Source organism: Vogesella sp. LIG4, assembly GCF_900090205.1.
Lineage (GTDB): Bacteria > Pseudomonadota > Gammaproteobacteria > Burkholderiales > Chromobacteriaceae > Vogesella.
This window is the reverse complement of record NZ_LT607802.1, coordinates 3,538,488-3,562,956: the sequence shown is the minus strand read 5'-3', so window position 1 is coordinate 3,562,956 and position 24,469 is coordinate 3,538,488. Positions and strand designations below refer to the sequence as shown.

The following is a 24,469-nucleotide window of genomic DNA, read 5'->3' as shown; positions in this document are numbered from 1 at the left end:
TCAACCCTGGCGTTTGCCGCCGGTGAGCTGGTGGTGGGCGGCCAGCACCTGGTAGCAGCCCTGCGCCGCCTGCTGCAGCGCCGCGGCCTGCGGGTGGCCGGCGAACTGCAGCTCGGCATCCAGCGCGCGCAGTGCACGGCGGGCGCTGGTGCACACCTCCACCGCGGCGTTGAAATCGGCGGCGCACAGCACCCGGCCGTTACGGATGCGGCGCGCGTACACCGCCGCCATCTGCGCGTACTTGCCGGCCAGCTCGCACGCTTGCCAGGCCGGGTCTTCCGCCAGGGTGGCGAACAGGGCCAGCGTCTGGCCGCAGGCAGCCTCGGCCTGGGCAAAGCGCTGTTGCTCGGCCTGCTTGTTGCCGGCGGGTTTGCGGGTCTTGTCGTTCATGCGGGGTCTCCGGCGTAGAAGCAATCGGCACATACCGCGTGGTAGCGGCTTTCGTCGCCGATTTCCACCTGCGGGCCATGGTGCAGGCGCTGGCCGGCGGCATCGGTACGAATGTGCATGGTGGCCTTGCGGCCGCAGGCGCAGATGGTCTTGATCTCCTCGATATCCTCGGCCAGCGCCAGCAGCCAGGCGGCGCCGGGGAACGGCTCGCCACGGAAATCGCTGCGCAGGCCGAAGCAGATCACCGGCAGCTGGCTGGTGTGCGCCAGACGGTGCAGCTGGCGTACCTGCTCCGGGGTGAGGAACTGTGCCTCGTCCAGCAGCAGGCAGGCCAGGCCGTCGTAGTTGCCGGCCAGGAAATCATGCCCGGCGTCGAAGGTGTCGGCATCGCGCTGGATGTCCAGCCGCGAGGTGATCTTGCCGCGGCCGTAGCGGTCGTCGATGGCGGCGGTGTACAGCCGCACTGCCTTGCCCATGGTTTCGTAGTTATGGGCGATCTGCAGCAGCATCGTGCTCTTGCCGCTGTTCATGGCGGCATAGCGGTAGAAAAGTTTGGCCATGGCGGCAGCGTGATACGGAAAGGGCGGCATTGTACCCGCCGGCGGGCGCCGGGTGAACCGGACACTGCTTACGTTAACGTCACTGCGCGGGTATCATTGCTGCGCTGCACATATAAAGCGCCTGCGCTACGGACGGGCGCCAACAACACGGGCTAACACATGGAAAAACAACTACCGCTGCTGGATACCCGCATCATCACCATGCGCTGGGGCGACATGGATGCGGTCGGGCATCTCAACAATACCTATTACTTCCGCTACATGGAGCAGATCCGCGTGGAGTGGCTGGAAGCCGCCGGCTTCCCCATCGACCCCGCCGGCATCGGCCCGGTGCTGGGGCATACCAGCTGCAGCTACAAGCGCGAGCTGACCTACCCGGCCACGGTGGCGATCACCATCGAAGTGGAAAAGGTTGGCCGCAGCAGCCTCAAGCTGCGGCACCACTTCTACAAGGAAGGTGACCCCACTGCCGTGTATGCGGTGGGCGAGGCCACGCTGGTGTGGGTGGACTATCAGGCCGGCAAGACGGTGTCGATACCCGAGCCGGTGCGCGCCATGCTGCGCGCGGCAGGCGCCGAGGCCTGATGCGGCCAACCTTGTAGCAGGGGCTGCGCCGGCGTGCTTGTGGCTCCGGCCTGTCTTGCCGTACATGCGCACCAGGCGCTGCCCACTGCCGGGGCAGCGCCTGACGGGTTCGCAAACTGTTACGCGCAGAGTCACCCCGGGATTTGCTGGGTAATGCAATGAATGCCGCCACCGCCGGCGGCAAGCACGGAAATGTCCACCTGCACTACCGTGCGGTCCGGGAAGGCCGCTGAGATGGCATCAAAGGCGGGCGCATCCTCCGGGATGCCGAACTTTGGCATGACCACAGCGCCATTGGCCAAATAGCAGTTGATGTAGGAGGTGGAGTAGCCCCATGCCTGATGGCTCAAGGAGCGCTGGTCCGGTGCTTCTGCCACAAACAGGATGTCCAGTTGACGACCCTGTGCATCCACCTGGCCTTGCAAGGCGGCAAGGTTGCGCTGCGTTATCCCGGCATAGGCGGGGCGGCAGGATGAGCTTGTTTCGAAAAGCACGACGCCTGGCCGAACAAAGCAGGCAATACCATCGATATGGCCATCGGTACCTTTTTCGAGGTGGCTGCCTGGCAGCCAGATGGTTTTCTCGATGCCCAGCGTGCGCTGAAATTCCGCTTCCGCGGCCTCGCGCGTCATCCCCGGGTTGCGGTTGTTGTTCAGTACGACAGTTTCGGTGGTAAGTAGCGTTCCCTGGCCATCGACATGCAGCGCGCCACCTTCCATTGCCAGTGCTGAACTGATTGCAGGAAGGTCTTTCGCTGCAAGCAGGCGACGCGCGAGCATGGTGTCTGCCGCGTAATCGGGGCTGTAGTTTCCCCAGCCATTGAAGCGCCAGCAAACGCCGGCAAGGCTGCCATCCTGTTGCTTTACAAAGCTTGGCCCGGTGTCTCTGAACCATGCTTCCGCAAGCGGCAAGGTGATGATGTCGAAATCGCTGCCAAGCCGATTGCGGGCCTCGCGCTCGGCGCTTGGGTCGACGACGAATGTGACTGGCTCAAACTGCCTGATGGCGCGCGCCACGCGCAGATAATCCTGCTGGACTGCATCAAGCGTAAACCCGTCCCACGCGACGGGCTTGCCAGGCCAGGCCATGAGGCAGGCAGCATGGGGTTCGAATTCGCCAGGCATGCGAAAACCGCTGAATGTGTTGATATTCACGAGTGGTGCTCCTTGAAAAAAAGCACCGGCACTGGGCCGGTGTACCAAGGGAGAAGTGGCGCGGGGTGAAGCTTCCCCGGCTCAGAAGCTGTGGACGGCTTGAATGCTGAGGACATCAGCGCTGAGGGCATCAGCGCGCTTGCCGTCGGCGACAGCAAGGCGGGAGAGGGTTGGCCGCAGGCTAGCCTGCATGGTCTTTTGCGTGGCCATCAGCCCGCCCTCAGCGGCCAGCTTTGAAGGCTGTCCACAAACGATTCAGCAAGCGCTGCTGCTCGGAAGTAATGCCTGCCACCGGGCTCAAGGTCAGAATCTGGGCCGGTGTCGGGCTGATGGTCGGGTCGTTGCGAATTTCCGGCTTTACCAGTGCATTGGCTTCCCTGTTGCCACTCAGATAAAGGGTTTCATTGCTGATGCCGGCATGAACATCGGGGGTTTCTATGTAGTTCAGCCACTGATAAGCGGCATCCAGGTGTGGTGCGTCCTTGGGGATGGCCATGACGTCGAACCAGATTGCCGCGCCTTCCTTGGGAAGTACGTATTTGATTTCGTAGGGCTTCTTGCCCTGTTTTGCCTGCTGGATCGCTCTTGCCGCATCGCCGGACCAGGCCATCGTCAGGCACAGGTCTCCCTGAGCCAGGTCACTGGTATAGCTGCTGGAGTTTACCTGGGTCACATAGGTACGAATTTCCTTGAGCCTGGCAAAAGCTTCCTGCACATCGCTGCCGGAAAAGCGGGTTGTATCTTTATGCTGATATTTAAGCATCGAGCCAAGTACATCGACCGGGGATTCGAGCAAGCCAACGCCACACTGTTTGAGCCTGGAGACGTATTGCGGGTTGTACAGCAATTCCCAGCTGTCCAGCGGCACGTTCGGCCCGAGAATCTGGCGTACCTTGGTGACATTGATGGCCAGGCCGGTAGTGCCCCAACCATACGGAATGCCATACTGATTGCCGGGGTCGACGACTGCCAGTTTTTTCATCAGCTCTTTATCGAGCTTGTCCAGCTTGCTCAGGCGGCTTTTGTCGAGTTTCTGATACAAGCCGGCCTGTAACTGGTTGTGCAGAAAACTGCTGGCCGGCACCGCAATATCAATCGAAGATTTGCCAAGCAGCAGTTTGGTCTGCAGGGTTTCTTCGCTGTCGATCGGATCAAGATTGACCTTGATGCCGGTTTCCTTCGTGAAGCGGGGAACGGTGTCTTTGCCGGTGTAGTCCGCCCAGTTTGCAATGTTGAGTACACCTGCGGCCTGAGCCAGACAGGCTGCCAGGCACAGGCCCGCAGCCAATGCCATCGTTGGGTATTTGTCGATTCTCATCATGTCTCTCCTCTGTTTTCCGGCTGCTATTCCCGCCGCCCTCCAGGGCGGCGGATGTCGTAGCGCTTGGCTGTCTTTATTTATTTTTGATAACAGGACGACTGACCGTCGCTGGTCAGCAGGGTGCGGTACATTTCCGGACGGCGGTCACGGAAAAAGCCCCAGCATTGGCGTGCGGCGCGGATGGCGTCCAGATCGAAGGTGTGCAGCAAAATGGTTTCATCGCTGCGGTTGGCCTCCGCCACCTTGGCGCCGGTATGGTCGGCAATGAAGCTGGAGCCATAGAAAGTACCGGTAAGCCCTTGCTGCCTGGAGTTGCCATTGCCAAGGCCGGCTTCCTGGCCGATACGGTTGGCCGCAACGACCGGCACCATATTGGCGGCGGCATGGCCTTGCATGGTGCGCTGCCAATGGCCGGACGAATCGAATTCGCTGCTGAAGGGTTCCGAACCGATGATGGTCGGGAAGCACAGCACTTCTGCGCCCATCAGGGCCAGGCTACGGGCGGTTTCCGGGTACCACTGGTCCCAGCAGATGCCGATACCGATCTTGCCGAATCGGGTATCCCATACCTTGAAGCCGGTATCGCCGGGAGTGAAATAGAATTTCTCGGTATAGCCGGGGCCATCCGGGATATGGGTCTTGCGGTATACCCCCAGCACCTTGCCATCGGCATCGGCAACGGCAATCGAGTTGTAGGCTGCGTTGCCGGCGCGCTCGAAGAAGCCGATCGGCAGCACGATGCCCAGTTCGCCCGCCAGGGCGGCAAAACGGGCAATACGCGGATTGCCCTCCAACGGTTCGGCCCAGCGCAGATGGTCCACGTTCTGGTCCAGGCAGAAGTAGGGCATCATGAATAGTTCCGGGCACAGGATCAGGTTGGCGCCTTGTGCCGCCGCTTGCCGGATCAGGTGTTCTGCCCGGTCCATATTGTGTTCGATGGTCCAGCTGCCGGACGCCATCTGAACGGATGCTACGGTAATGGTTCTTGCGGTCATGGTTGCTTTCTCGCTTGCAAAGGGTGTTGATCAGAGACTTGCGGGCTGCTGCTGCGTGGAGCAGTGCAGGCTGCCGCCACCAATGGACAGGGTCGGTACCGGCAGCAGGATGATCTGCCGGTCGGGAAAGGCCTGGCTGAAGGTGTCGAATGCCAGGCGGTCTTCTTCCACGCCGAATGCCGTACCGATCACCGCGCCGTTGGTCAGGATGTAATTCGCGTAGCAGTCGCAGTAACGCTCGGAGCCGAATCGTTCGCTCACGATGGGGGAAGGCAGGTCCAGCATTTCGAAATGACGGCCGTTGACGTCGGTCGCCAGCGCCAGCGCCCGACGGTTTTCCATCATGACCCGGTAGTAGTCGCCCTGATCCGGGGCAGCGGTCTGGCACAGCACCTTGCCTGGGGCGATGAAGGAGGCAATGCCGTCTACGTGGCCATTGGTTTCCACCTCTGCCGGGTTGCCCGGCAGCCAGATGATCTTCTGCACACCCAGCATGCGTCGCAGCTCGGCCTCGATTTCGGCCTTGCTCATGTGGGGGTTGCGGTTCGGGTGCAGCAGGCAGCTTTCCGTGGTGAGCAGGGTGCCCTGGCCGTCCACGTAGAATGCGCCGCCCTCCAGCACCATATGGGAATTGAAAATCTGCGCGCCTGCCTGGCGGGCAATGTCCTGGCCCAGTTGCTGGCAGCCGTCGTAAGGCTGGTATTTCTCGCCCCAGCAATTGAAGCGGAACAAGGCGGCGCCAAACTGCCCCTGCGAGCCCTGCAAGAAGATGGGCCCGCAGTCGCGCAGCCAGTTGTCTTCCGCGGCTACCGGCAGCACTTCTACGCCCGGGCCGCACAATTCGCGCGCCATGCTGGCCTGACTGTGATGCGCGGTAACGATGCAGCGCTGAAATCTGGCAATGGTGCGGGCTACCAGGGCGAACTCCCGGCACACTTGTTGGTAATGCTCCCCCCATACTTCCTCGCGGTTTTCCAGAATGGGCCAGCCGAGCCAGGTGGCGGCCATGGCCTCCCATTCGGCGGGCATCCGGTACCCCTGCTTTGTTGCATCGAAACGGCTCATCGTTCAGTCCTCCTCTTGTGATGAGCTCACTTTAATGCTTAGAAAACTTGATGAAAAATGATGTTTATTAGTAGGATTGACCAAGTTTTCTCATGAGTTGTGTGCAATGAACCGAATTCCTTCGCTCAAGTTGCTGATGGGGTTTGAAGCGGCGGCCAGGCTTGGCAGCTTTGCCCGCGCGGCCGAGGAACTCTGTCTGTCGCAGTCGGCTATCAGCCATCAGGTTCAGCAGCTGGAGGAACAGATTGGCCTGCAGCTGTTCCGCCGCAAAGGGCGGGGTGTGGAGTTGACCGTGGCCGGCGAAGTGCTGCAACGAAGTGTGCAGCGCTCGGTGGAGTCCCTGCGCAGCGGCCTTGGCCGGATAGCGACTTACCTGGACCCCGGGCTGGTTGTCCTGGTCGGCCCGGCGCCAATCCTGCATGGCTGGTTGCAACCCCGGCTGGAGCAGTTGCAGCAAGAATTGCCCGCCCTCTGCCCCTTGCTGTCGACAGATGAGTCGGTTCACTACATCGACGAAATCAATGTGGATATCTCTATCGGTTCGCCGCCGATCCAGCAGCCGGGCTTGCATGAAGTGCCGCTGTTCCAGGATGAATGGGTGATGGTTGCCAAAGCCGAGGTGTGTCAGGCCCTGGGGGAGCTGCCAATTGACCAGCATCCGCAACACACCGGGCTGATTTGTCTGGAACAACAACTGACGGATGAGCTGACTGGCTCGCTATTTCGCACGCGCCTGGCCGGATTCAAGCAGCGGGCCATCTATGATGATCAGCGCCTGGTGCTTGACGCCGTGGAGCGTGGACGAGGTATCGCGCTGCTTTCCAAGCTGGTTGTTGAAAGCAGCTTGCAGACAGGAAAGCTCGAAATTCTTGCGGGCTATCCACGTCTGCCGGGGGTGACCTGGTGGATTTCGCGGGTGGAAGGCAAGCCGCGAACAGAGATCGTCGCCCTTGTATTCGAGTGGCTGCTTGCGCAAGGCAGGCTGGGCACCAGTAGCGATCAAACTTTGCCGCTTGCTTGAAACAGCACGGTGCGGACAAATACGCGCCTGATGCGGCCAACCTTTACGCTTGCGCAGGGGTAAAGGTCGGCAGAGCGGACAAGCCATATCGGCAAGGCGAAGGCCGCTAGCAAGCAATGGCCGCACGCTCCGAGCAGCGGGCGCCAGGGGTGTGGCTTCTCCGGCTCATTCGAAACCAATCGCTTTCTCTGCGGGCAAGTTGCCGGCGGCCCGCCTCCAGCATGGCTATGCTGCCGAAAATCACGATGACAGCCAGTATTTCCAGCAGCCCGACCTGCTCTCCGGCAGCCCCGCCGATGAGCAGCGCTACCACCGGGGTCATGTAGATCCAGCCTGTTGCTGCCACCACCCCCAGTTTCTGCAGTAGGTGGCTGATGCCACTGATGTCGGTAAAGAGCAGCAGCATCAGGAAGGCAAGGCCGGTCTGCCATGGGTCGGTGTGTGAATTGCACCTCGCTTGCTAGATGGTTTTATGGCTGCTTTTAATCTGATTGCAGCCTTTTCGAAGGGTAGCTTCGGCCGACCTGCGGCCTGACAGCCGTGAGTAGCGGCAGAGCGGAGGCCAAAGCAGCCGTACATGGCGGATGTCTGGAGTGGCAACTTCATGTTAAAAGCTGGCTTATGATACTTGCGCGTAGCCAGTCTTTTTCTATTGCAGACAATTCAGCAATATGCGTCGTGACAACATGATCGCCGCTCTAATCAAGCCAGCTGCACGATCCGTTTACGGAACTCGTCAGGCGTTGTCCCCATCAGGCGGTGGAACATCGCAATGAATGCAGATGATGTGCTGTAGCCCAGCTCCAGAGCCACCGCCTGCACAGTTTGCCCATCCTCAAGCATGGAAAGTGCCCGCACCAGTCGCAGGCGCTGCCGCCACTCCACAAAAGACATGCCCAGGTCGCGCTGGCAGCGCCGTGACAGCGTGCGTTCCGTGCTGTGCGCCATCCTTGCCCATTCCGCCAGCGACCGATTATCCCCCGGTTGCTGGCGAAGCGCTTCCAGTACCTGGTTGAGTGCTCGATCACCTGAGATAGGCAGATAAGTGTCTTGGCATGGCGCCAGGCTCATCTGGTCGATCAGTACCTGCATCAGCCGCTCGTCGTCGTTGTTACGCGGGTAGTCCACCTGGCGTGCAACCAGGTCGGCCAGGATCGCCTTGATTATGGGGCCGACAGCGAGGGTACATACGGCTGTCGGCAGCCTGTCGCAGCGGTCGGATGCAATGTCGAGCACGCAGTAGCAAGCCGCGGACCGTGTACTGGCGCCATGCACCGTCTGAGGCGGCAGCCACAAACCGTAATGCGGTGGTGTCAGGTACTGGCGGCTTCCTACCGTCAGTTCGATAACGCCATTGAACGAGAACACAAACTCTCCCCAGTCGTGTCGCTCCGTGGGGTAGGTCGTTACCTCGTTCAGCCGCATCGTCCGGAAAACCAGCGAGTGTGGCAGAGCGCTCCCGGACGGATAGGAAATCTGGGCACCCGGCATATTGTCGGAATCCTCGCATGCGTTGTCTGGTTTTCATTATATAAGCCTTATCAGCCACACCCACAATGGCCGCCATGAAGGACAGCGCCTCATTTAACCCAGGCGCCCGCCTCCATACCGCATCTCCTGTCCAGTCATTGCCAAAGTGAGGTATCCAAATGAAGGCACTCAATACACTAGCCCAAGTTCCCAGGCTCAATCTGCGGGGATTTACATCGCCAGTACAACACCTTGAACGCTTCAGCGCGAAAATTGGTGTCGAAGTATGGTGCAAGCGTGACGATATCGGCACGGTTGGCTTAGCAGGCAACAAGGTACGAAAGCTTGAAGTCGAACTCGCCTACGCTATCTCCCAGGGGGCCAAACACCTGGTCGTTGAGGGGTCGCGCCTTTCCAATGCGGCGCGTGCCGTCGCAGCAGCAGCGGCTGCTATCGGCCTGCGATGCACACTTGTGCTGTGCCACGATGAGCCAAGTGAAGCAGTGGGTAATCTGCTACTGGATGGTTTATACGGAGCGAATCTACGCTTTGTTGGCAATGCCAGCTGGGCTGAACTTGCCCTGCATGCGGAGGCTGTAGTGACCGAACTCGAGAATGCCGGTGAGCAGGTCTACCGGCTTCCCATCGGTTGTGCCTCTGCGAGAAGCTCATTGGGCTTTGCCCTTGCATATGCAGAACTTCGCGAGCAAATGGCTAAGCAGGGACGCGAGGTAGGAACGGTCCTGCACGCCAGTTCATCGGGGGGAACCCACTCCGGCTTGGTGCTTGGCAATGCACTGTTCGGCTCGCCAAGCACAATCAGGGGTGTCGTCGTCGCAGGCGAGGTATACGACGATGTGCCGGGTCAATACCTCGCTTTTGCACAGGGTGGTGCCCGTCTGATCGGTGCCGAGCTTGAGCTGACGCGAAGTGATATCAATCTCACAGAGGATTATCTCGGGGAGGGTTACGGCCTGCCTGCTCCCGGGGTTATGGAAGCGATCGATCTTCTCGCCACAACTGAAGGTATCCTCGTGGATCCGGTCTACAGTGCCAAAGCTGTCGCCGCCCTCATCGATCTTGCCGCAAAGAAGGAGTTGGAGGGCCCCGTCGTTTTCTGGCACACCGGTGGATATCATTCCCTTTTCGATCCCCATTACTCTCGAAAAGTCTGGTCCGGCATTGAGCGACTTTCAGCCATGCAGTTGTAACCCCGTTACAGCCCAGCATCCACATGGGCACTCTGGGATTGAATCGCCCCGACTCTTGTAGGTCGCCCTGACCTAGGGAAAATGGCAATGGCCGGTTTGTAAACAGAACCGGCCATATTTCTTTGAAGAACGCACCGACAGCTTCGGCCGAAAACCGGGTGGCGACGGTATTGCCCTGACTAAGCTTGGCTGAAGCTACGGTGCGGCTTCACCGAGATATCGACAGCTAATGGCCTTGTTTTGTCGCCAATGGATGGAAGTGATAGACCCATGGCGACTCACAAGGCCAGCTAGTCAAGAATGCTCAGCTCGGCTTTCCCCTTCGAGCAAGCCCATGGCTTCAAGGCGAATAAGTGCCAGTGTCTGGCGCACGAAGGCAAGCTGTGCGGCGGCATCGTCGATTTCCTGCTGCAGTCTTGCGGGCAGATCGTGCTCCGGCAGTGGGGTTTCGCTCATTTCGCGCCAGGGAATCCATGGGTCCGGGCCTTCGTTGTCGTGGCGAAAGGGCGGGGCGTAGTAATCCACTTCTTCTTCCAGCCCATACGCGCTGACCTGTGCCTGCGTATCGCCCAGGCAGAGCAGGCGGGTAAGTAATGCGCGCATCGGCAGCTCGCCCTGGCCGGAGCGGCAGGCCAGGTGGCCGCTGCCGTTGGCCTCGGCCACGATGCGCGCGTCCTTGATGTGCACTTCGGTGATATGGCCAGCCATGATGTCCAGCGCGGCCAGCGGGGCTTCATTGGCGTTGATCATGTTGGCAAAGTCGAACAGGATCGACAACTGCGGCCAGTCGCTGGCGCTTACCAGTGCTACCAGCTCATGGCTGGTCAGGTCTTCGTGCTGTTCGATGGTGAAGCGCAGGCCACTGTCGCCATGACGTGTTTTCATGTACTGAATGTCTGCAGCTACCAGCTGCAATACCTGTTGCAGGTGGCCTTCGTAACGCGGATAGAAACGCACCGAGCTGGCGCCGGTATGACGCGCGATATGCACGGCCTCATCGATGGCGGCAGCGCTGGAGGAACTGGTTTCGATATGCAACGCCAGGCCCAGCGTAGCCGCCCGCTCGCCGAATGCTTGCAGCTGTGCCGGGGTGGCATGGCGCAGGGCGGCGGCTTCGCCATCCAGTACATGGATTTTCACGCCGGCCAGCTGTTGCCGGTGCGCGATGTCCAGCAGGTCGGCAGGCAGGATGCTGCCGCAACGCATGTTGAAGTGGTAGGCGTAGGCATGCAGGAATAGCGGGATGCTGTCGATGCGCTGTACTACCTTGGCGGCGTTGGCCGTGGTTAACATGCGGTGTCCTCCATGAAAGGGTTTAGGGCAGGGGTGCCTGCTGTTCCAGAATCGGGTAGGCGGTGGCGCAGATATGCGAGTGAATGCGCTTCAGGTCCCGCAGCACATCCAGATGCAGCGAGCTGGACAGAATGCTTTCCGGGCGGCCGTCGCGCAGGCGCAGCAGATGGTTGTCGGCGCCTTCGCGCTCCAGGCCACGCACGGTGACCTTGTCGTCCAGAATGCGCTCGGCCGTTTTTACGCAGCTGGAGACAAACGCAGCCTGGGCGCGCTGAAAGCTTTCCAGTACCTGTTCATGCAGCGCTTGCAGTTCGGTGGCACCTTCGGCAGAAAAGCTCAGCTTGCCCTTGATCTTCTTGCTGGCCAGTTCCATCAGATTCTTGTCCACGATGTCGCCGATATGCTCCATGTTGATGACGAAAGCCATGATGGCCATGGCGCGGCGCGCATCGGCTGGCTCCAGTCCTTCCCTAGTCACCGCGGTGACATACAGCTTGATTGCTTCGTGCAGGCTATCTACCGCATCGTCGCGGCGCATTACCTCGTTTACTGCGCGACGATCGCCTTGCAGCAGGGCGGGCAGGCTGCGACGCAGCATGTCGCCCACGACGTCGCCCATGTGCAGCGCTTCGCGTGTGGCGCAGGCCAGCGCCAGTGACGGGGAGGCGATGGCGGATGGGTCCAGATAGCGCGGTGCATCCGGGCTTTCCGCTTCACGGTTGTCCGGTAGCAGTCGCTCCAGGGCCGCCGCCAGCGGATCCAGCAGGCCGATGAACAGCAGGGCAATCGCCAGATTGAGTAGCGTGTGTACATGGGCGATCAGCTGGCTGGCATTGCTGCTGCTCGACTGCAGCAACGATGCCAGCAGGGAGACAAACGGCAACAGCAGCAGGCAGACGCCGCCGCGCAGCAGCAGGTTGCCGGTGGGCAGGCGCTTGCGCAGATTGTCTTCGCTCTTGCTGCCTTCGATATACGGGTTCAGCGCACTGCCGATATTGGCACCCAGCACCATGGACAGGGCACTGTCCAGCGGCATGGCGTGGCTGCCGGCCAGCGACATAACCAATAGCACTACCGGGGTGCTGGAGTGCGCCGCCCAGGTCAGTACTGCGGCGATGACGGCGGTGAGCAGGGGCTGGCTGGATAGCAGGGCCAGAATGCTGTGCATGGCCGGCGTGTTTTCCGCGCCCCGCATGCTGCTTACCAGCAGCGACAGCGCCAGCAGCATCAGCCCAAGGCCGATCAGCGCGCGGCCAACGTTGCCGTGTTGCGAGCCCTTGCCACGCTCGAACATGGCCATGCCGATGATCAGACAGGCCGGCGACAGCCAGCTCAAGTCCAGCGAAAACGCCTGCACAATCAGCGTGGAGCCGACATTGGCCCCCAGCATGATGGCCAGGCCGGTAACCGGTGTCATCAGCTTGCGGCCGGCAAAGGCCGAGGCGATCAGGCCGGTGGCGGTACTGCTTTGCAGCACGGCGGTTACGCCCATGCCGGCGATGAAAGCCTTGAAGCGGTTGCTGAGGCTGCCGGCCATCACCTGGCGCAGGCTGGCGCCCCAGGCGCGCATGATGCCGGATTCCACCATATGCAGACCCCAGGTCAGCAGGGCGACGCCGCCGGCAAGGTGCAGGAGTACTGTGAACATGCTTGACCTCACTTACGCCTTGCCGGCGTGACAATGGTTGCCGGATCAGGCCTGCTGCGCAGCGTGCTGCCAGCGCAGTATCTGCCAGCCTCGTTCGCCGGCAATCTGCTGCAGCGTGGCGTCCGGGTTGATGGCATGGCGATGCGTCACGGCTTCCAGCAGCGGCACATCATTCAGCGAGTCGCTGTAGCCGTAGCTGTCATGCAGGGATTCGTTCTCCTGGCGCAGCCAGTCGTGCAGGCGGGTCACCTTGCCTTCGCGGTAGCTCAGCACGCCATGGGTATCGCCGCTGTAACAGCCGTCGCGGGTTTCCAGCTGGATGCCGATGGCGTCGGCTACGTCCAGCCGGCGGGCGATGGCGCTGACCAGGTGCTCGCCGGTGGCGGAGATCACCAGCAGGCGGTCCTGTCGGGCGCGGTGCCACGCCAGCTGCTGCAGTGCCTGCGGGAAAATGCGTGGCAGGATCACTTGCTCCACAAACGGCGTCAGCCAGCCCTGCACGGTCTCCAGGCTCAGGCCGCGCAGCGGAATCAGGGCAAAGCGCATGTACTCGTGCATGTCTACCTGGCCATCGCGGTAGGCCTGCAGCAGCTCCGCCTCGCGCGGCAACATCTCGGCTGGCGCCAGGCCGCGTTCCACCAGGTAGTGCATCCACAGGTTGGCGCTGTCGCCGTCAACCAGGGTGTCGTCCATATCGAAAATTCCCAGTGCCATCTCAGTGCACCTCCCGCATTTGTTGTTGATCGATCATCAGGTTTACTGCTGTGCCGGCGGCCAGCAGGTCTTCGGCGCGGCGGTTCAGCTGGTCCACCTGCAGGGTGATGCCCTGGGCCTGCACCTGGTAGCGAATGACATTGCCCAGCAGCTGGTGCTGACGGACGGTGGCCGGCAGTGGTGCGCCCAGGTGCGCCGGGCAGGCTTGCTCCGGGGTGAAGATCTGGATCGCCTCCGGCCGGATGGCCAGATGCCCCCGGACGTCCAGGCCCAGCAGGTGGCGGGCGTCGGTTGGCGCCAGCAGGTTGTAGCTGCCCATGAAGCGCGCCACGAATTCGGTGGCCGGGCGGGTATAGATCATCTCGGCGGTGCCTTCCTGCACGATGCGGCCCTGATCCATCACGAAGATGCGATCGGACATGGTCAGCGCTTCTTCCTGATCGTGGGTAACAAACACCGTGGTCAGGCCCAGGCGTTGCTGGATGTCGCGGATCTGCTCGCGCAGCGATTTGCGGATGCGCGCATCCAGTGCCGACAGCGGCTCATCCAGCAGCAGGATGCGCGGCTCCACCACCAGTGCGCGTGCCAGTGCCACGCGCTGGCGCTGGCCGCCCGACAGTTCGTGCGGGTAGTGCTGCTCCTTGCCGGCCAGTGCCACCAGCTTGATCACCTCGGCCACCTTGCGGGCAATCTCGCCGCCGGGCAGCTTTTGCAGCTTCAGGCCGAAGGCGATGTTCTGCTCCACCGTCATGTTGGGGAACAGCGCGTAACTCTGGAACACCATGCCGATGCCGCGTTTTTGCGGCGCGGCACGGGTAATGTCCTCGCCAGCGACGCGAATGCAGCCGGCATCGATGTCGGTGAGCCCGGCCAGGCTGCGCAGCAGGGTGGACTTGCCGCAGCCGCTAGGCCCCAGCAGGGTGACGAACTCGCCTTTCTGCAGCGAGAAATTGATGTCCTGGAAAATGGTGGCGGCGCCGTATTTCTTGGCCAGTCCGCTAGCTTCGACGTAACTCATGGCAGTCATCCTATTTGCTGAAACGGGCGGTGAGCCACGTCAGGAACAATGTGAACAGGAAGTAGCTCATGACGATGGCGCTGGTGAAGTGGCCGCTCGTCTGACGCATGTTGTAGAGGTAGACCTGCAGGGTTTCGTAGTGGGAGCCTGCCAGCAGGTTGGCAAACACGAAGTCGCCCAGCAGGAAGGAAAACGCCAGGAACAACGAAGCCATTAGCCCCTTGCGCAGGTTGGGCAGGATCACCAGCAAAAAGGCCACGGGTGTGCTGGCACCCAGCAAGTGGGCGGCATCCATCAGGTCACGCACATTGATGCTGCTCAGGCTGTTGGCCAGCGAGCGGTACATGAACGGCAGGGCGATGGTGAAATAGCAGCCCACCAGAATCCATGGCGTACCGGTGATGTTCAGCGGGCCATCGGCATAGATGTTCAGCAAGCCTACCGAGGTCACCACGGGCGGCACCGCGAACGGAATCAGGATCAGGCCGTTCATCAGCTTGTCCAGCGCGGGAAAGCGGTAAAACACCACGAATACGGCCGGCACAATGATCAGCGTGCTCAGCAGCAGGGTGCCCAGGCACACCGCCAGCGAGCGGCCGAAGGCGGCCAGGAAGGCGCTGTCCTGCCACAGTTGCAGGTACCAGGCCAGCGACAGGTCATCCGGCAGGATGGTGGCGCCCCAGTGTTCGGATAGCGAATACAGCAAGGTGGCGAGCACCGGCACGGTCAGCAGCAGGATCAGCACGGCAACCACGCTGCGGTGATAGAGGTCAGCGCGCATGGCGGGCTCCTTTCTTCAGCAGCCACTGGTTGACGGTAGTGACCAGCAGCAACATCAGCATCAGCAATACCGACAGCGCGGCGGCCATGTTCGGCTCCAGCGAGATGTCGCCGGAAACCAGGCTGGCAATGCGCACCGTGATCAGGTTGAAGTTGCCCTGCGTCAGCGCATAGGCACTGGCATAGGCGCCGATGGCATTGGCAAACAGCAGGATGAAGGTGCCGAGGATGGCGGGGGCCAGCACCGGCAAACCCACGTAGCGCCAGTACTGCCACAGCCTGGCACCCAAGAGCGAGGCGGCGGCCTGCCAGTCGTCGTCGAGCGAATCGAATGCCGGGTACAGCAGCAGCACGCCCAGCGGAATCTGGAAGTAGGTGTAGATCAGGATCACGCCGTTGCTGGAGTAGAGGCGGAAGTCCTCGATCAGCCCCCACTGGCGCAGCAGCAGGGTCAGCGCGCCATTGGTGCCCACCAGAATGATGAAGGCGAAGGCCAGCGGGACGCCGGTGAGGTTGCTGGTCATGTTGGTAATGGACACCACCAGTCGGCGCAACCGGCCGGAAACCCGCCGCAACGAGGCGGCGCCCAGTAGCGAAATCACCAGCCCGATCACGCTGGACCACACGGAAATGCGCAGGCTGTTGTCAAAGGCCTGGCGATAGAACGGGGATGACAGGATGTCGCTGTAGTTGGCCAGTGACAGGCCTTGCTCGGTATGCACGCTGTTGATCAGCACCCACACCATAGGCGCCAGGCAGAACAGGGTCAGCATGGCAAAAAAGGGCAGCAGCAACAGCGCTGCCGGCCAGTGCCGCAGCCTGCCGCGCACCAGGTGTGGCGTGGCCGCCTTGCCGGTCAGGGGTAGCGAAGTGGTTTTCATGGCAAAAGTAACTCCGGGTGGCGCGGTTTGGTGTGCATCAGCCCCAGCAGGTCGGCGACAAGGCCGCATAGCTCGGTCTGTTGCACTTGGATGTCCGGCAATTTGCTGAAACGCTGGCCGATCACGAACAGTGGCACCAGCCGCTCTTCCGGCAGCAGGCCGCCATGGCTGCCGTCGTGGTTCATGCCGTGGTCACTGGTGACCAGCACCTGATAGCCTGCGGCCAACCATCCGGGCAGGTACTCGGCCAGCCGCTTGTCAAAGCGGCGTGCCGAATTGCGGTACTGCGCACTGCCGTAGCCGTGGCGATGTCCAGCCACATCGGTCTCCATCGGGTGCACCAATAGCAAGTCCGGCTGGTGTTTCAAGCGCATGGCTTCGGCGTCCAGCAGCAAGTGGTCATCCGGGTAGTCGTCACCGTGGTAAAACACGCCATGCTGGATTGGCAACTGGCTGTCGTCGGTAAAACGGTCGCGCACGGCAACGTACGGTGCCCGGTTGTACAGTTCGGCGATCCAGTGATAAGCCGCTGCCGCGGTGGTCAGGCCGGCATCGCGTGCCAGGTGGAAAATGCTTTGCTGGCAGGATGCCGGGCCGGCGTAGTTGTGCACGATGCCGCTGTGCACAGGTGCCACACCACTGAGAATGCACTCGTACAACGGGCGCGACAGCGATGGCAGTTCGCACCGCAGCTGATAGAGAGCGGCCTGACCCGCCTCGCACAAGCCCTGCAGGTAGCCCATGCCGTCATGGGCCGCCTGCCAGGCCAGGCCGTCGATCAATACCAGGATGACCTTGCTGGACATGACCGCTCCTTACTGCATGTTCACCATGACCGTTTCCTGCCATTGGCGCGGCAGGTTTTTGGTTGACTCTTCCCACGCAGCAAAATCCCGGATCGGCTTGGCGACGCGGTACTGGCTGGCTGGCAGCAACTTGGCCTGCACGTCTGCCGGAATCGTTACATTGCCGCGAATCGGCCGGGCATAGCCGCGTGCCAGGTTGACCTGGCCGGCATCGCTCAGCACATATTCACGCACCAGCTTGGCCGCATTCGGGTGCTTGGCGTACTTGTTGATGATGGTGGTGTAGCCGGTAGTCACCGAGCCGTCGGTCGGGATGCTTACCGTAAAGCGCTTGCTGTCGATACGGTCGCGGTAGCTCAGCGAGGTGAAGTCCCACAGGATGCCCACTTCGATCTCGCCTTTTTCCAGGTTGGCCAGGCTCGGGTCGATCAGCGACAGGCGGCCCTGCTTGGCCAGCTGGCTGAAGAGCTCCAGTGCGGGTTTCAGGTTTTTCTCGTCGCCGCCTCGGGCCAGCGCGGCCGCCAGTACCGCGCTGTTGGCGCGAGCGGATACCCCGACGGCACCCAGCGTGACCTTGTATTTGCCTTTGAGCAGGTCGGCCCAGGATTTGGGCGGCTCTTTCACCAGCTGGTTATTGGTAATGAAGGAAATGGTGCCGGTATAGGCCAGTACCCATTGTCCATCCTTGTCCTTGGCCCAGGCCGGAATATCACCCCAGGTGCTGGGCTTGTACGGCTGGGTCAGCCCTTTTTGCAGTGCCACCGGGCCGAAAGTGTGACCAACGTCGCCGATATCTGCCGTAGCGTTGGTTTTTTCCGCATCGAACTTGGCCAGCTCTTCTGCCGAACTCAGATCGGTATCGCGGTGACTCAGACCATATTTCTGGGTAATCTGCGCCCAGGTGTCTTTCCAGTTGGCCCAGTCGTCCGGCATGCCCACGCTATAAACGGCGCCTTCTTTCTTGGCGGCCTGGATCAGCACATTGAGGTTCTCGGCCTTGGCCGGTGCCACGCTGAGGCAAAGCCCCCCGGATACAACGGTAACCAGCAAATTCTTCATGATTACTCCTTTGGTCTAGTCCAGATTTGAACTGCAGGCGAACCATAGTCGAGAGGCTTTCCAACTGTCAATTGTGTTGTGTTTTTCCAGGCCGTAAAAAATGGAGTCGGCAAGATTTTATTTTGCACAACATATTGATTTGCAAGAAAATGCATGAAAATTTCTGGTGTGGTTTTCTGTGTGGGGTTACCAGTTGAATAGCGCTGTCATTACCTTGACATGTCTTTGAGAAATCATTGTTCCGTGATAGATTTGTCACCATATTGAAACATTGGAGTAGTCCAGATGGCTGCAGTTGAGCGCAATACCACTCTTGCCACCCAGATCAGGCAGTCACTAGAGATGCAGATCGATAGCAAAATGCTGCTGCCTGGGGTCAAGTTGCCGTCGGAGCGTGAGCTGTCCGAGCTGTTCGATACCACCCGGATAACAGTGAAGGAGGCGCTACTGTCGATGGAGGCAGAGGGGAGGATTTATTGTGAGGACCGACGTGGCTGGTTCGTTGCGCCGCCGAGGCTAATCTACAACCCGCTGTATCGCTCACCCTTCCATCAGATTGTCACTGAGCAGAAGCGACAGCTTGAAACGCTGGTGTTGTCATCCCGCTCCATTGTGGCCACGCCGGCACTGTGTCAGGAGCTGTCTCTGCCAACCTTGTCGCGGGTGAACGAGGTCACGCGGCTACGCAAGCTGGATGGCCGCGTGGTACTGCTGGCGCGGCATTACCTGAAGCCGGAGCGGTTTCCCGGCATTCTGGAGCATGATCTTAGCCAGTCGCTGACCACCCTTTACGAGCAGCAGTATGGTGTGCGTTATGGCCGCTCCCGCTTCGAAATCAACCCTACTGCGGCGTGGGGCGAAGTAGCGCAGGCGCTGATGCTGACCGAGGGGAGCCCGATTCTGCTGATTTCCTGCGTCAACTATGACCAGCACGGCGAGATCATCGATTGCGATCATGAGTACTGGCGCCATGACGCGGTACGCATCCTGGTCGATAGCCAGGAACTGGAGCGCATGAGGGCTAACACGCAGGTGTGACTGGATAAAGAGTTGGCCGCAAGGCTGGTAGATAGAAGTAGATTTTCTCTGGTTCACCTTTAATGGCGGCTTCCACTATGGAAGCTGCCATTTGTCCTTATGCAGGCGAATAGCCAAGCGTGGGCTTTGGTGCAAGCAGCAAGTCTGTGGTCCTGCATGGACGCTCGGCCCATATGGGGCGGCAGCCTGCAGTGGCCGATGACACGCCGATAGCACTGCCGCTGAGCCCTGTTACACAGGCGAGTAACCCATTAAAAGTTTACATAGCTCCAGCATGGGCGTTTTGCTGGGCATCCTGTGTTGATGCTCTACCGGGCTAGCCGGTCGCCGCCGCCAGCAGCCAGTCGAAGGTGACTTCGGCCGCTTCGGTACGTGGTGGCAGGCGTGATTTCTTCAGCCACAGCGGCGGCAGGGCAAAGCCTGGGATTTGCGTCAGCTCCACCAGCCTGCCGTGCCGCAAGGCATCGTCCGCCAGCAGGCGCGAGACCATGGCGATGCCCATTTCCTGTTCCGCTGCCGATAGCAGCAGGCGCTGATCTTCCACTGTCAGCGCCCGGGTGATCTCCAACCCTTGCCGGCGCAGTTCCGGCATCCACGGCGCCCATTCCGGCCGTGCCTCGTCGCTCAGCAGCGGCACCTCGCTCAGCACCTGCGGAAAGGGGCGCGCCGCCAGCCGCTGCGCCGTTTGCGGCCCGCATACCGCCACGGCACCGTCGTTCATGAGCGGCATGCAAACCATGTCGGGGCTGTTGCTCGGGTGGGCCGAGATGATCAGGTCGACATCGATGCGGTCTATCTCGCGGATTTCCCGCTCCGACAGCAGCCAGATCTCCAGTTCCGGATAGCGTGCTTTCAGCGCCGGCAGGCGCGGCATCAGCCAGCCATATGTCACGTGCGGCGGGCTGTACAGCAGCACTGAATTGAGGTTGCCGTAAGGCTCGATGCGGTCGCGGCCGTTGCTCAGCAGCTTGATGGTGTCCTGCACGGTTTGCAGGAACAGCTCGCCCGCCGCCGTCAGCGCAACACCGCGGCCGATCCGGCGGAACAACGGTTGTGCCACCCATTCTTCCAGATGCTGGATCTGGTGGCTGATGGCCGATTGTGTCAGGGCCAGTTCGGCCGCGGCACGGGAAAAGCTGCCAAGCCTGGCGGATGCCTCGAAGGCCAGCATGCACTGCAGGGGAGGGAGTCGGCGCATCACTGATATTAAAAATTTTAATAGTACGAGCAAAATACATCGCTTTTCGCCAGCCGTCACTGGCGTCACCATCCTCCCACCTTAGACAGGCATGAAAAGCCGAGGAGGAGAGATGGACGACAAGATGGATGAAACGATATTCGGTGACGGGGCGATCCGCCGCCGCGAGCTGTGTGGCGGCGCAGTGGAAAACACCTATGCGGGTGTGCTCTCGTTTTTGCGCCGCAATTACAGCCGCGACCTGACGGGGGCCGACGTGGTGGTGTCGGGGGTGCCGCTGGACCTGGCCACCACCTTTCGCCCAGGTGCGCGCCTGGGGCCGGCAGCCGTGCGTGCCGCTTCGGTCACGCTGAGCGATCTGAAAGGCTACCCCTGGGGTTTCGACCCCTTCGACGACCTGGCGGTGATCGATTACGGCGATTGCTGGTTCGACGCGCACAACCCGCACACCATCCACGAAAGCATCGTTGCCCACGCGCGCCACATTCTGGCATCCGGTGCGCGGATGCTTACTTTCGGTGGCGACCACTACATCACCTACCCACTGTTGGCCGCACACGTGGAAAAACTCGGCCGGCCGGTGGCGCTGATCCACTTCGACGCCCATTGCGACACTTGGCCGGATGACAGCCCGCATTCGCTCAACCACGGCAGCATGTTCTACAAGGCAGTCAAGGACGGCCTGGTGGATGTCGAGCACTCGGTGCAGGTAGGCATCCGTACCTGGAACGACGACTTCATGGGCATCAAGGTGCTGGATGCCGAGTCGGTGCAGCTGGATGGGCCGAAAAAGACGCTGGAAAAAATCCTGGCCATCGTTGGTGATGCACCCGCCTACCTGACCTTCGATATCGATTGTCTCGACCCCGCCTTCGCACCCGGTACCGGTACGCCGGTGGCTGGCGGGCTCAGCACGGCGCAGGCGCTCACCATCGTGCGCGGCCTGGGGGCGCTCGACCTGGTTGGCATGGACATCGTGGAAGTGGCACCGCCGTTCGACCAGAGCGAAATCACCGCCCTGGCGGCCGCACACATCGCCTACGACCTGTTGTGCGTGTTGCGGCTGAAAAAACACTACCGGCAACGGTGAGCACTGCTAGGAGCAATGAAGTGGAAAACCATGGCAAACAACTGAAGCAACTGCTGCTGCCGCTGGCACTCGGCCTGCTGAGCGTGACGGCGCATGCCGGCGAGCAGGTGATGAATCTCTATAATTTTTCCGACTACATCGGCAAGGACACGGTAAAGAATTTCGAGAAGGAAACGGGAATCAAGGTGCGTTACGACGTCTACGATTCCGACGATACCCTGCAGGCCAAGATGCTCATCGGCAAATCCGGCTACGACGTGGTAGTGCCAACCAGCAGCTATATGGCCAAGCAGATTCAGGCCGGCATCTACCTGAAGCTGGACAAGAGCAAGCTGCCCAATCTGGCCAATCTGGACAAGACGCTGATGAAGCTGGCGGAAGACGGCGACCCGGGCAACAAATACGGCGTGCCCTGGGCCTGGGGCACCACCGGGCTTGGATACAACATGAGCAAGGTGCAGCCGCTTCTTGGCAAGAATGCGCCGTACGATAGCTGGGATATCTTCTTCAAGCCGGAGTACCTGTCCAGGCTGAAACCCTGTGGTGTCTCTGTGCTGGATTCGCCGCTGGATGTCTTTGCCGTTACCCTGCATTACCTCGGCAAGGACCCGAACAGCAATAACCCGGCGGATTACCAGGCCGCCTTCGAACAGCTGAAGAAGATTCGCCCGTATATCTCGCAGTTCAACACCACCAGCTATATCAACGACCTGGCAAACAACGACATCTGCTTCGCCTTTGCCTGGTCCGGCGACGTGGCCATGGCCAAGCGCCGGGCGCGGGAAGCCGGCAAGCCCTACGAGCTGCGTTACGTGATTCCCAAGAGCGGGGCGCCGATCTGGTTCAGCATGATGGCCATTCCGAAAGGCGCCCCGGACGTAGAGGCCGCCTACAAGTGGATCAACTACATCGAACGGCCGGAGGTGCACGCCGGCATCACCAACGAGGTGTTCTACCCGAACGCCAATGCGGCCTCGCTCAAGTACGTGAAGCCCGAGATCGCCAGGGACGCCTCGGTGTACCCGCCGGAATCGGTGTTGAAGACCCTGTTCCTGGAAAAAGCGATATCGGCGGAAATCCAGCGGCTGGAAAACCGGCTGTGGACCCAGCTTAAAAACGGGCGCTGATTCCGTTACCGGCCATCCACTTGCTCCCGGCGCGAAACCCGTGCCGGGAGTTTTTTTATGTTGGCCGCAGGGTGCCCGGAGTCACTGTCTCGGAGAGGCTCGCCCTGGCGCGGCGGCAAATAAAAATCGGCCGCAGATTGCTCTGCGGCCGATTGCTGTTACTGATCGGAAACGCTTCAGGCCAGTGCGTGCAGCAGGCTGGCCAGCTGGCTGCCGGCAGCACCGGGCACCGCCATGCGGCTGTCCACTGCCATCATTACCGACAGGGCGGTGATGGTGACGATGGAGAAGGCGAACACCTGGCGCGCCCACACGCGGTCGTCCTCGGCCTTGTGGCCGGACAGCGCCATCTTCAGCCACCACAGGCTGGTGGCCACTGCCACCACCAGGTAGCCGTAGCCCACGTAGCCGCCCAGCATCAGCATGATGGTCGCCACCATGAAGGCCAGGATGTACAGCACGATCTGGCGCTTGGCCGCGGATACGCCACGCACCACCGGCAGTACCGGGATGCCGGCTGCCTGGTAGTCCTGGAAGCGGAAGATGGCAATCGCGTAGGAGTGCGGCATCTGCCACAGGCAGAACATCAGCAGCAGAATCGCCGCGCCCATGTCGAAGCGGCCGGTGGCGGCGCAGTAGCCGGCTACCGGCGGTACCGCGCCGGACAGGCTGCCCACCACGGTGCCGTATACCGACTTGCGCTTCATGTACAGGCTGTACACGCCGGCGTAGATCACGAAGCCGAACAGTGCGCAGGCGGTAGCCAGCGCATTGGTGCCGAACCACAGCGTGGCAAAGCCGGCGACGCCGAGCACGATGCCGTGCGCCAGCGCCGCGCGTACCGACATTACGCCGGTAACCAGCACGCGGCCCTTGGTGCGCGCCATCTTGCTGTCGATGTCGCGGTCCACGCAGTTGTTCAGCGAGCAGCCGGAGGCCACCACCAGCGACAGGCCGATGAGGGTGGCCAGCATCTGCAGCAGGTCGACATGACCCTGTGCCGCCAGCAGGTAACCGCCGGCGGTGGAGATCAGGTTGCCGAAGATGATGCCCGGCTTGGTGACCTGCAGATAGCGCTTGAGCTTCACGTTGGCCGCACTCAGCTCGGCATCATCAGCGCGTCGGCGCTGAAGATGATCCATACCGACAGCGCCACCAGCAGCACGATCACCAGGCCGGTGAACAGGAAGGCCAGGCTGTTGATGCGGCCTTCGCTGCTGAAGTTCAGGTGCAGGAAGTACTTCAGGTGCACCAGGATCTGCACGACGGCGAAGCCGGCGATGGTCAGCAGGGTGTCGTGCGGGTTCAGGCCGCCGTTCATTACCAGCCAGAACGGAATCACGGTCAGGATTACCGACAGCACGAAGCCGGTCAGGTAGGAGGAAACGCTGCCGTGGCTGGCGGCGTGGTCGTGAGTGTGGCTCATCAGATCACCCCTTTCAGGTACACAACGGTGAACACGCAGATCCACACGATATCCAGGAAGTGCCAGAACATGCTCAGGCAGTTCAGGCGGGTCATCACGCGGCCGGTAAGGCCGGTCTTGAGCGCTTCCAGCATCATTACCGCCATCCAGAACAGGCCGGCGGTCACATGCAGGCCGTGCATGCCTACCAGGGCGAAGAAGCCGGACAGGAAGGCGCTCTTGTCCGGGCCGTGGCCCTCGGCGATCAGGTGGTGGAACTCGTTCACCTCCATGCCGATAAAGGTGGCGCCGAACAGGAAGGTCACCGCCAGCCAGCCCAGCAGGCCGGCCTTGCTGCCCTTGTGGCCGCTGATCATGGCGAAGCCGTAGGTGATACTAGAGAACAGCAGCGCGAAGGTTTCCACGAGCACGTACTTCAGCTCGAAGATGTCGTGGCCGCTGATGCCGCCTGCCACGTTGCCCACCAGTACCGCGTAGGCGGCAAAGGCGCTGGCAAACAGGATGCAGTCGGTCATCAGGTACAGCCAGAAGCCCAGCTCTACGCTGGCGCCGCTGTCGTGATGCTCATGGTCGTGAACATGATCGTGGTCATGCAATGCGTTTACTTGCGAAGTCATGG

26 protein-coding genes are annotated in these 24,469 nt (G+C 61.0%); 6 read left to right on the top strand and 20 right to left on the bottom strand.

The genetic code is table 11. The features are described 5' to 3' along the window. Both PSELUDRAFT_RS16520 and PSELUDRAFT_RS16515 read right to left on the bottom strand, forming a co-directional pair. Window positions 1-390 (bottom strand): hypothetical protein, encoded by a 390-nt coding sequence (locus PSELUDRAFT_RS16520; RefSeq protein ID WP_088967868.1) that lies wholly within the window; start codon window positions 388-390, stop codon window positions 1-3. Next, a complete protein-coding gene (locus tag PSELUDRAFT_RS16515) occupies window positions 387-950 on the bottom strand; it encodes a thymidine kinase (RefSeq protein WP_088968548.1) in 564 nt (187 codons plus the stop codon). Before PSELUDRAFT_RS16515 ends, PSELUDRAFT_RS16520 begins: the two co-directional genes overlap by 4 nt. 159 nt (window positions 951-1,109) lie before the next feature. On the opposite strand from PSELUDRAFT_RS16515, the gene PSELUDRAFT_RS16510 reads away from it, so the two are divergent. Beyond that, the gene (locus PSELUDRAFT_RS16510) at window positions 1,110-1,535 is read left to right on the top strand and encodes a thioesterase family protein (protein ID WP_088967867.1); all 426 of its coding nucleotides are present in this window, start codon (window positions 1,110-1,112) and stop codon (window positions 1,533-1,535) included. Between the two features lie 131 nt (window positions 1,536-1,666). On the opposite strand, the gene PSELUDRAFT_RS16505 is transcribed toward PSELUDRAFT_RS16510, so the two are convergent. From PSELUDRAFT_RS16505 to PSELUDRAFT_RS16490, 4 genes are all read right to left on the bottom strand, one after another. After that, on the bottom strand, window positions 1,667-2,689 hold the full coding sequence (locus tag PSELUDRAFT_RS16505) for an agmatine/peptidylarginine deiminase (RefSeq protein WP_157725164.1): 1,023 nt from the start codon (window positions 2,687-2,689) through the stop codon (window positions 1,667-1,669). A gap of 220 nt (window positions 2,690-2,909) precedes the next feature. Then, window positions 2,910-4,010, bottom strand: a complete 1,101-nt coding sequence (locus PSELUDRAFT_RS16500) for an extracellular solute-binding protein (RefSeq protein ID WP_197693895.1) — start codon at window positions 4,008-4,010, stop codon at window positions 2,910-2,912. A 77-nt stretch (window positions 4,011-4,087) separates the two neighbouring features. After that, on the bottom strand, window positions 4,088-5,005 hold the full coding sequence (aguB, locus tag PSELUDRAFT_RS16495; protein ID WP_088967864.1) for an N-carbamoylputrescine amidase: 918 nt from the start codon (window positions 5,003-5,005) through the stop codon (window positions 4,088-4,090). A 30-nt stretch (window positions 5,006-5,035) separates the two neighbouring features. Continuing rightward, the gene (locus PSELUDRAFT_RS16490; protein ID WP_197693894.1) at window positions 5,036-6,034 is read right to left on the bottom strand and encodes an agmatine/peptidylarginine deiminase; all 999 of its coding nucleotides are present in this window, start codon (window positions 6,032-6,034) and stop codon (window positions 5,036-5,038) included. Between the two features lie 142 nt (window positions 6,035-6,176). Between PSELUDRAFT_RS16490 and PSELUDRAFT_RS16485 the strand changes: the two genes are divergently transcribed. Continuing rightward, window positions 6,177-7,091 (top strand): LysR family transcriptional regulator, encoded by a 915-nt coding sequence (locus tag PSELUDRAFT_RS16485; RefSeq protein WP_088967862.1) that lies wholly within the window; start codon window positions 6,177-6,179, stop codon window positions 7,089-7,091. Between the two features lie 106 nt (window positions 7,092-7,197). On the opposite strand, the gene PSELUDRAFT_RS16480 is transcribed toward PSELUDRAFT_RS16485, so the two are convergent. Then, window positions 7,198-7,497, bottom strand: coding sequence for a hypothetical protein (locus PSELUDRAFT_RS16480; protein ID WP_231895246.1), 300 nt, complete (start codon window positions 7,495-7,497; stop codon window positions 7,198-7,200). A gap of 296 nt (window positions 7,498-7,793) precedes the next feature. Further along, window positions 7,794-8,459, bottom strand: coding sequence for a helix-turn-helix domain-containing protein (locus tag PSELUDRAFT_RS16475; RefSeq protein WP_197693893.1), 666 nt, complete (start codon window positions 8,457-8,459; stop codon window positions 7,794-7,796). Window positions 8,460-8,740: 281 nt separating this feature from the next. On the opposite strand from PSELUDRAFT_RS16475, the gene PSELUDRAFT_RS16470 reads away from it, so the two are divergent. Next, window positions 8,741-9,772: a 1-aminocyclopropane-1-carboxylate deaminase/D-cysteine desulfhydrase gene (locus PSELUDRAFT_RS16470; RefSeq protein WP_088967861.1), complete on the top strand. Its 1,032-nt coding sequence runs from the start codon at window positions 8,741-8,743 to the stop codon at window positions 9,770-9,772. 294 nt (window positions 9,773-10,066) lie between these two features. Here the strand turns inward: PSELUDRAFT_RS16470 and PSELUDRAFT_RS16465 are convergent, their stop codons facing one another. From PSELUDRAFT_RS16465 to PSELUDRAFT_RS16430, 8 genes are read right to left on the bottom strand one after another with little or no spacing between them, the layout of a single operon-like run. After that, complete coding sequence (locus PSELUDRAFT_RS16465) at window positions 10,067-11,065, bottom strand: sugar phosphate isomerase/epimerase (RefSeq protein ID WP_088967860.1); 999 nt, start codon at window positions 11,063-11,065, stop codon at window positions 10,067-10,069. Between the two features lie 22 nt (window positions 11,066-11,087). Continuing rightward, entirely contained in the window at window positions 11,088-12,713 is a 1,626-nt protein-coding gene (locus PSELUDRAFT_RS16460) for a Na/Pi cotransporter family protein (protein WP_088967859.1), read from the bottom strand. 45 nt (window positions 12,714-12,758) lie between these two features. Continuing rightward, a complete protein-coding gene (locus PSELUDRAFT_RS16455; protein ID WP_088967858.1) occupies window positions 12,759-13,427 on the bottom strand; it encodes an HAD family phosphatase in 669 nt (222 codons plus the stop codon). Between the two features lies 1 nt (window position 13,428). After that, the gene (locus PSELUDRAFT_RS16450; RefSeq protein ID WP_088968546.1) at window positions 13,429-14,445 is read right to left on the bottom strand and encodes an ABC transporter ATP-binding protein; all 1,017 of its coding nucleotides are present in this window, start codon (window positions 14,443-14,445) and stop codon (window positions 13,429-13,431) included. A gap of 10 nt (window positions 14,446-14,455) precedes the next feature. Further along, on the bottom strand, window positions 14,456-15,226 hold the full coding sequence (locus PSELUDRAFT_RS16445; protein ID WP_088967857.1) for an ABC transporter permease: 771 nt from the start codon (window positions 15,224-15,226) through the stop codon (window positions 14,456-14,458). Continuing rightward, the gene (locus tag PSELUDRAFT_RS16440) at window positions 15,216-16,106 is read right to left on the bottom strand and encodes an ABC transporter permease subunit (protein ID WP_088967856.1); all 891 of its coding nucleotides are present in this window, start codon (window positions 16,104-16,106) and stop codon (window positions 15,216-15,218) included. The genes PSELUDRAFT_RS16445 and PSELUDRAFT_RS16440 overlap by 11 nt, the downstream gene beginning before the upstream one ends. Further along, window positions 16,103-16,912 (bottom strand): alkaline phosphatase family protein, encoded by an 810-nt coding sequence (locus PSELUDRAFT_RS16435; RefSeq protein WP_088967855.1) that lies wholly within the window; start codon window positions 16,910-16,912, stop codon window positions 16,103-16,105. The genes PSELUDRAFT_RS16440 and PSELUDRAFT_RS16435 overlap by 4 nt, the downstream gene beginning before the upstream one ends. A 9-nt stretch (window positions 16,913-16,921) precedes the next feature. Continuing rightward, entirely contained in the window at window positions 16,922-17,971 is a 1,050-nt protein-coding gene (locus PSELUDRAFT_RS16430) for an ABC transporter substrate-binding protein (RefSeq protein WP_088967854.1), read from the bottom strand. Between the two features lie 285 nt (window positions 17,972-18,256). Here PSELUDRAFT_RS16430 and PSELUDRAFT_RS16425 point away from each other — a divergent pair, with 285 nt between their 5' ends. Further along, complete coding sequence (locus PSELUDRAFT_RS16425; RefSeq protein ID WP_088967853.1) at window positions 18,257-19,009, top strand: UTRA domain-containing protein; 753 nt, start codon at window positions 18,257-18,259, stop codon at window positions 19,007-19,009. A 316-nt stretch (window positions 19,010-19,325) separates the two neighbouring features. On the opposite strand, the gene PSELUDRAFT_RS16420 is transcribed toward PSELUDRAFT_RS16425, so the two are convergent. Then, entirely contained in the window at window positions 19,326-20,207 is an 882-nt protein-coding gene (locus PSELUDRAFT_RS16420) for a LysR substrate-binding domain-containing protein (RefSeq protein WP_162291272.1), read from the bottom strand. Window positions 20,208-20,331: 124 nt separating this feature from the next. Here PSELUDRAFT_RS16420 and speB point away from each other — a divergent pair, with 124 nt between their 5' ends. Next, window positions 20,332-21,297, top strand: a complete 966-nt coding sequence (speB, locus tag PSELUDRAFT_RS16415) for an agmatinase (protein ID WP_088968545.1) — start codon at window positions 20,332-20,334, stop codon at window positions 21,295-21,297. A 20-nt stretch (window positions 21,298-21,317) separates the two neighbouring features. Beyond that, the gene (locus PSELUDRAFT_RS16410) at window positions 21,318-22,424 is read left to right on the top strand and encodes a polyamine ABC transporter substrate-binding protein (protein WP_231895245.1); all 1,107 of its coding nucleotides are present in this window, start codon (window positions 21,318-21,320) and stop codon (window positions 22,422-22,424) included. 176 nt (window positions 22,425-22,600) lie between these two features. Here the strand turns inward: PSELUDRAFT_RS16410 and cyoE are convergent, their stop codons facing one another. Genes cyoE through cyoC form a run of 3 tightly spaced genes read right to left on the bottom strand, consistent with a single transcriptional unit; the run spans window position 22,601 to window position 24,467 of the window. Continuing rightward, complete coding sequence (gene cyoE / locus PSELUDRAFT_RS16405; RefSeq protein ID WP_231895244.1) at window positions 22,601-23,566, bottom strand: heme o synthase; 966 nt, start codon at window positions 23,564-23,566, stop codon at window positions 22,601-22,603. Next, a complete protein-coding gene (cyoD, locus tag PSELUDRAFT_RS16400; RefSeq protein ID WP_088967850.1) occupies window positions 23,524-23,850 on the bottom strand; it encodes a cytochrome o ubiquinol oxidase subunit IV in 327 nt (108 codons plus the stop codon). Before cyoD ends, cyoE begins: the two co-directional genes overlap by 43 nt. Further along, window positions 23,850-24,467, bottom strand: coding sequence for a cytochrome o ubiquinol oxidase subunit III (cyoC, locus tag PSELUDRAFT_RS16395; RefSeq protein WP_088967849.1), 618 nt, complete (start codon window positions 24,465-24,467; stop codon window positions 23,850-23,852). The genes cyoD and cyoC overlap by 1 nt, the downstream gene beginning before the upstream one ends. Window positions 24,468-24,469 lie beyond the last annotated feature (2 nt).